The sequence below is a fragment of the Lacticaseibacillus sp. 30 genome, from assembly GCF_053819265.1.
The window spans coordinates 43,784-50,280 of the sequence record NZ_JBSOQX010000021.1; the positions used below are offsets into that span (position 1 = coordinate 43,784).

General features: G+C 44.0%; 8 protein-coding genes. 5 read left to right on the plus strand and 3 right to left on the minus strand.

Features of this window, described 5'->3' with window-relative positions:
• Positions 1-4: 4 nt before the first annotated feature.
• Entirely contained in the window at positions 5-610 is a 606-nt protein-coding gene (locus ACWPAB_RS12390) for a TMEM175 family protein (protein WP_050569254.1), read from the plus strand.
• Positions 611-733: 123 nt separating this feature from the next.
• On the opposite strand, the gene ACWPAB_RS12395 is transcribed toward ACWPAB_RS12390, so the two are convergent.
• Positions 734-1,627: a magnesium transporter CorA family protein gene (locus ACWPAB_RS12395; protein ID WP_003584084.1), complete on the minus strand. Its 894-nt coding sequence runs from the start codon at positions 1,625-1,627 to the stop codon at positions 734-736.
• Between the two features lie 48 nt (positions 1,628-1,675).
• A complete protein-coding gene (locus ACWPAB_RS12400) occupies positions 1,676-2,314 on the minus strand; it encodes a TetR/AcrR family transcriptional regulator (protein ID WP_003568509.1) in 639 nt (212 codons plus the stop codon).
• A 534-nt stretch (positions 2,315-2,848) separates the two neighbouring features.
• Here ACWPAB_RS12400 and ACWPAB_RS12405 point away from each other — a divergent pair.
• From ACWPAB_RS12405 to ACWPAB_RS12420, 4 genes are all read left to right on the plus strand, one after another.
• The gene (locus tag ACWPAB_RS12405) at positions 2,849-3,007 is read left to right on the plus strand and encodes a hypothetical protein (RefSeq protein ID WP_155468344.1); all 159 of its coding nucleotides are present in this window, start codon (positions 2,849-2,851) and stop codon (positions 3,005-3,007) included.
• A gap of 54 nt (positions 3,008-3,061) precedes the next feature.
• Positions 3,062-3,421, plus strand: a complete 360-nt coding sequence (locus tag ACWPAB_RS12410; protein WP_016367436.1) for a hypothetical protein — start codon at positions 3,062-3,064, stop codon at positions 3,419-3,421.
• 18 nt (positions 3,422-3,439) lie between these two features.
• On the plus strand, positions 3,440-3,721 hold the full coding sequence (locus ACWPAB_RS12415; protein WP_016367437.1) for a hypothetical protein: 282 nt from the start codon (positions 3,440-3,442) through the stop codon (positions 3,719-3,721).
• 482 nt (positions 3,722-4,203) lie between these two features.
• Positions 4,204-5,580 (plus strand): Nramp family divalent metal transporter, encoded by a 1,377-nt coding sequence (locus ACWPAB_RS12420; RefSeq protein WP_003584090.1) that lies wholly within the window; start codon positions 4,204-4,206, stop codon positions 5,578-5,580.
• Between the two features lie 222 nt (positions 5,581-5,802).
• Here ACWPAB_RS12420 and ACWPAB_RS12425 read toward each other — a convergent pair whose 3' ends face one another.
• Positions 5,803-6,147 carry a hypothetical protein gene (locus ACWPAB_RS12425; protein WP_003584092.1) on the minus strand — a complete coding sequence of 115 codons (345 nt, stop codon included), beginning with the start codon at positions 6,145-6,147 and terminating at the stop codon, positions 5,803-5,805.
• Positions 6,148-6,497 lie beyond the last annotated feature (350 nt).

A 6,497-nucleotide genomic window follows, 5' to 3' on the forward strand; every position in this document is an offset into this window, starting at 1 on the left:
ACAGATGCACATGTTTGAAAATAGTAAGAGCCGACTTGATGCCATTTCTGACGGCGTTTTTGCGGTTGTGCTGACATTAATGGTGTTGGACATCAAGGTGCCTAAAACACTGACCATGGCAGATCTTTATGCGACAGGCTTTTCCGTCGTTATTTACTTTATCAGTTTTGCGGTGGTCGGCCAATACTGGACATTTCACCAAGAACTGCTGCATACCGTTAAGCAGCCAAGCACTAATTTCTTAGTATTAAATTTTTTCTATCTTGTGTTCATCTGTTTAGTACCGTTTGCGACCAGTTTCATCGGTGACCATCCGGGCAGTCGAATCAGTGCAACATTATTTGCCATCATTATTTTTATGGTCGATTTGTTTCAATTTATTTTGTTCCGATCCGTCATTGGCGAACGACCGAAAAAAGAAAACTTAAATGCCCATGATTGGGAAGAGTATCGCGCGGTATCACTCATGGTGCTCGTCGCCATTGTTTACATTCTGGTGGGCTTGCTGCTGCCGAAGTGGATTCTTGTTGTGATTGCCCTCGGTTTAGGCGCACGAACCTTGAATAATACAATCGGACGCCGGCTTCAGCGCCAAAGCAAAGCTAAGTAAAGGCGAATAATTTTTCGCATAATGGGAAACGTTCTTTTCTTTCCCATGAATGACCTAGTGAGCTTTAAAGACCCCAGTGCCATGCCGGAGATTGCGGAGTTTGGCACGGCTGAGTTAGATTGTTCAATTTTTCCGAATGTACCGATTAAGCAGCAATCCCAATGCGATCCACAAGATGGCCGCGATGATAATCGTGATGATCCAGCCGAGTGGTTCGTGGGCGAAAGGCAGGGGCACGTTCATGCCAAAAAAGCCGGAAACGATGGTCGGCACTGTGAGCAAAATCGACCATACTGTCATGAACCGCATGATGTCATTCAAGTTATTATTCAAAACGGTGTTGTAGCTATCCGTTAAGTGATCCAAGGTGTGGGAAGACAAGTTCATCATTTCCGCAATCTGATCAGCTTCAATGATGACATCCTCCAGTTGTTCCCCTTGTGTGCCAGTAATGCCAGGCACTCGCGTTGACGCATGAATCTGTTTCAAAACAGCGGTGTTTTGGATCGTTGCTCGAACCAAAAAATCAGCACTCAAAGCAAGCTCGGCGATTTTCAACAAGTCTTTTTTGGTCGTGTGTTCGCGTAAGCGTGTGGCAATTTGACGACGGGTGGCGTCTTGCTGCTTCACCAGTGTGACAAAATTATCGGTGATAGCAAGCAGGCATTGCCACAAAAGGCTGTACACCGATTCGCTGCCAAATCGCGCAACCGTTTTGGCGATGGCGGCATTGGTATTGTTCACATCATGGCTGCCAACTGTGATGAGGCGGTCATCGGTGACGAGAAACGCCATGGGTTCAGAAAGATAGCCATCGGTATCAGGTTTATCGCTAGGCACATTATAAATCAGCAGAAAAGTATCACTCTCTGCATCGTATTCCATATGCGGTTGCTCGTAATCGTCACGGGCGTATCCCAGCATTTCATCGGTGATACCAAAATCAATTTGTAATTGTGTCAGTCCTGACGCATCGTCGCGCGTGACTGGACGCCAGGTTTCAGTAGGGGTTGGCATTAGCAAAAGTCCTTTTCAAAACAGAAGTGAGCGGTAAGCAGCAGGTGGCTAGTTCGGCGATAAGGCCTTGATAGCGGCGGTGATCGCGTGATTGACGGTATTGGCGTCCAAAGGTTGGTCAAAATACAAGAAGCCTAAAATCAAGCCACCGGTCATCGACCACATTGTTCGCAGAATATCTTCAAGCGGCCAATCAACAATCAAACCGCGCTTTACCATCGCGTTCAGGTCATGTGTCATGGATTCCCAATACTGGGTGGTGAAACCATCAACGACCTGAGCCCGCACCTGCGTATCATTCAGTAATTCCGACAGTACAATTTTGATGATCTGGGCATTATCTTTTAAAAAAGTCACGCGATCCTTTATTAACACCGTCAAGAAAGTTTCCAATGAGACATAGTCCTGATGGAGGCGAGACTTAATGAAATCGTCCAACTCATCAGGGAACATTTGACTCAGCACCGGTGCGATGATGGCATTGAGCAAGCCGCGTTTATTGGTAAAGCGGCTGTAAATATTCCCCTCGGCCACCCCAGCTCGCAAAGCAATTTCTTTGGTACTGGCCGCGGCGTATCCTTTTTCAGCAAAAACCTCAATGGCCGCAATGATGATGAGTTTCTGCTTAGCGGTGAAATTGGTAAAAAGTTGCGTCTGATGCAAGATGTTGTCTGCTGAGCTGGCCATACGTCAGGATCCCTTCTCATGGGTTTGAGTGAAAACTTAAAGTCAACAAGTTGGTCCCATTATAGCACGCAGCCTGTTGCCTCAATAGCGATTTTGGCGAATAAGTTAAGCAAGCCTAACCTTTTTATAGCACTTAAAATGAGTTTTTTCACAGACTTAGCTCATCAACATGTTGGAATTTCTCATGATAAGAGTTGTTATTTCTTTAATATGGCTAGATATCATTCTATTTGCTTTAATTCAAATTGTCACAACTTAGAGAGAGATTAATGTGGCAGCGTGACTACTGTGCATCTCTTAAAGAATATGAAATAATATCAAATTTGAAAAATTGTATAAATTACTATTAGCATCATATTTAGAGCGCTTTATTTGTTGATTCAGAGAATAGAAACGCTTTCATTATTATAAATAGATAAAATATCGCTGGTTATTGATAGAAATGCCTTGCTCCCTCTTGCTCTTAATGATACATTTTGCTTAACATATAATCGCTAAGTGCAGGTGGACAGATTAATATTGGAGGGTAGAAGGATGTTAAATATTTTTGCAAAATGGCGATTCAAAAATCGTGTTTCCTATTTAGTGGCTTTTGCTGTAGCATTGCTACTAGCTGGGCCGATCGCGACAACAGGATCTACAGTATACGCGTCAGAGAACTCTGTGGAGATCAGTCAGGCAGATATAGATTAAGCAACGAGCAATTTAGCTACAGTTTTAGAAGAAGCATATACTTCTGATCCTAATGTGACAGAAGAAACAGTTGCCAAGAATATCATGCTTTACAGCTTTTCTGAAGAACAACCTGCATCAACCAGAATGAAACGTTCAATTTCAAGCTTTAGTGAGTGTATGGTTATCAAAATGGGGCTTGGCCAATTAAAAGATGTTGCGAAGATGGTCTTTAATGAACAAGTTGTTAGATACCTCAAGTCTCAAGCTTGGAAGAAAGCTTCAGCTATGATCGTTCAGCGCATTACGAAATTTGCTGGCAAGAAACTAGCAAGTTTTGCCGTAAAGAGACTGGCACATTTTGCCTTGCCAGGTGTCGGTTGGGTATCAGTGGCTTGGATGGGTGCCCAATGTGGGTGGGACGAAATTCATTAAGATAAGCGGTGGTTTTTAATGCCAAAGAACAAAAAAAGATCAGTGATGATCTCACTGGTTTTGACCAATATCATTGCGTTACTTCTCATTAGTTTGTGGGGCGGCTACTATGATTTCGCTCCTTTCTTGGTCGGAGCCGTTAGTTTAAAGCATGCCTTAAGTGATTTTTTGCGAACTGAGATTGTTATTGGCGGAGGATTCCTAATTTTGTTCAATGGCTACGTTTTAATCTGGAATCTATTTCTAAAGAAAAAATCTTCCAGTCAACGAATTCCCAAAAAAGGCAAACGTCAGAAATAATCAGAACAAGCGATTATATGTGTGGTGTAGGAGTCTTTTGATTAAGTACACGACCAAAGCAGAAAATGTCGTAAAACTTGTTGCTATGATTCCTCTAGGGGGTTGTCAGATGAGATGTAATCATTCGTCTGATAACTGTAGAGGAATATTTTTATACCTTCATCTAGATAACCGTCTAGAGAAGCTGGACTTATTGGAAGTTTTCAGTCAGTTTTTACAAGCTGATGCATCACCACAAACATAACGGTCTCTGCCAGTATACCCGTCAGACTTTCTAAACTCCTAGTTAACGTCGATTTTAGAGTTAGGGCAAATGCATCAACACCAACATGATCAAATAAGGTAACAGTAACAATAAGTTAAGCAAGCCTAACCTTTTTCTTGACCTGTATCTAAAAGGGTGTATATTTATGTCGGACGATGTTGAGTAAATACTCAAATTAGACCCAAATTTCAAGCCAATGGAAAGAGGGCTTCACACAATGGCATCAGAAGATAAAAAATCAAAACGCGAACACATTATTCACTTCGAAGATACGCCAAGCAAAAGTCTTGATGAAGTGAATGGCAGTGTTGAAGTACCGCACAATGCGGGCTTTTGGAAAACTTTAGCAGCTTACACTGGCCCAGGCATCCTAGTTGCCGTTGGGTATATGGATCCTGGTAACTGGATCACCAGTATTGCCGGTGGCGCTTCATTTAAATATTCCTTGCTATCTGTCATTCTTATTTCCAGTCTGATTGCGATGCTGCTGCAAGCGATGGCGGCTCGTCTTGGTATTGTGACCGGCAGAGATTTAGCGCAGATGACACGTGATCACACCAACAAAGCGATGGGCGGTTTTCTTTGGGTCATTACAGAACTTGCGATTATGGCGACTGATATCGCCGAAATCATTGGCTCTGCCATTGCCTTGAAGTTACTGTTCAACATGCCGCTGATTGTCGGCATCATTATCACGACCGCTGATGTGCTGATCCTCTTACTGCTCATGCGCCTCGGTTTCCGTAAGATTGAGGCGGTTGTTGCGACCTTAGTGCTGGTTATCTTATTGGTTTTCGCTTATGAAGTGATTCTCGCGCAACCAAATGTCCCGGAACTGCTGAAAGGCTATCTGCCACACGCGGATATCGTGACCAACAAATCAATGCTCTATCTCTCTTTGGGGATTGTTGGTGCCACGGTGATGCCGCATGACCTGTTCCTCGGCTCCTCGATTTCGCAAACACGAAAAATTGATCGCACGAAGCACGAAGAAGTCAAAAAGGCGATTAAGTTCTCCACCATTGATTCCAACCTGCAACTGACCATGGCCTTCATTGTGAACTCACTGCTGCTGATTCTGGGCGCAGCGCTGTTCTTCGGCACAAGTAGCTCAGTTGGCCGCTTCGTTGATCTTTTCAACGCACTAAGCAATTCTCAGATCGTCGGTGCGATCGCCAGCCCGATGCTTTCCATGTTGTTCGCGGTTGCGCTGCTCGCATCCGGCCAAAGCTCCACGATTACAGGAACACTTGCCGGTCAGATTATCATGGAAGGCTTCATTCATTTGAAAATGCCGCTCTGGGCCCAACGACTTTTGACTCGGCTCATGTCCGTGACCCCAGTGCTCATCTTCGCGATTTACTACCATGGCAACGAAGCCAAAATCGAAAACCTGTTGACCTTCTCGCAGGTCTTCCTCAGTATCGCATTACCATTCGCCGTCATCCCGCTAGTGCTCTACACTAGTGATAAAAAAATCATGGGTGAGTTCGCCAACCGTGCTTGGGTGAAGTGGACAGCATGGTTCATCAGTGGGGTCCTGATCATTTTGAACCTTTACCTGATTGCGCAGACGTTAGGGTTTGTTAAATAAGTCATTGTAGCAAGCAAAAGCCGCTCGATTCGCTGATCGAGCGGCTTTTAGTGTCGATTTATTTAAAAAGGGGACAGTTGACTCATCAAATTTCGGCGTAAGGGCAGCGAGTGTTATTGGCGCTGATGTCCTAGTATATAGTAGCTGAACCAGAGCCATAGTCATTGTGATAACAGCAAGTATTGCCGTCACGAAGGAGAGTGGACCTGCGTTCAATTGACATCAGTTATACCAAGTCATGGTGGCAAAGCTCAAACCAAATGTCTGAACAGCGTAACGATTCGGCCGGGCACTCGTCATTTTGAGCTCTTCTTGGGAAACCGGTGAAGGCTTAACGTAATAGACAGTGCCATCATTGTCATGACTATACGCAGGAGCATAAGCATTTTCGGATGACCGCGCAATCTTCGCGCAAAAGGCACTTTGAAAGTATCCATGCATCAAGAGCTGCGTTCTGACTGCCAGTGTTGGCGTTAGGTGACCAAGCACAAAAAGGCCAATGATGGTGCCGATGATCAGTTTAAGTACTTGGTTCAGGGAAAGCTTCTTAATTTTTATCCAAGGCATAAATTTTTCCCTCCGCTAATCAGATTAATGAGTTAGATAATTTTTCGAATGATTATTCGTTATTCACCGTGACTGGTTTTTAGAACCAAACAGAAGCGAAGTAGTATCCAATAACAAGATAGCACAGCCTCTCAATAAATTGGGGGTTGCGCTATCTTTAAAGTATAGAGGATCCTTGGCGTTTCTTATTGGCGTTTGCGGATCAGGATGACAATTCGAATCAGGGATAAAATCACGATGATGAGGGATGTTGTTAACATATACGGTGAAAGTGGACCTGACTTAAAGAAAATCTCAAATGCGAACGTGATAATGAAAGCAAACGCAATAAGAGGCTCCGGAATGTGTTT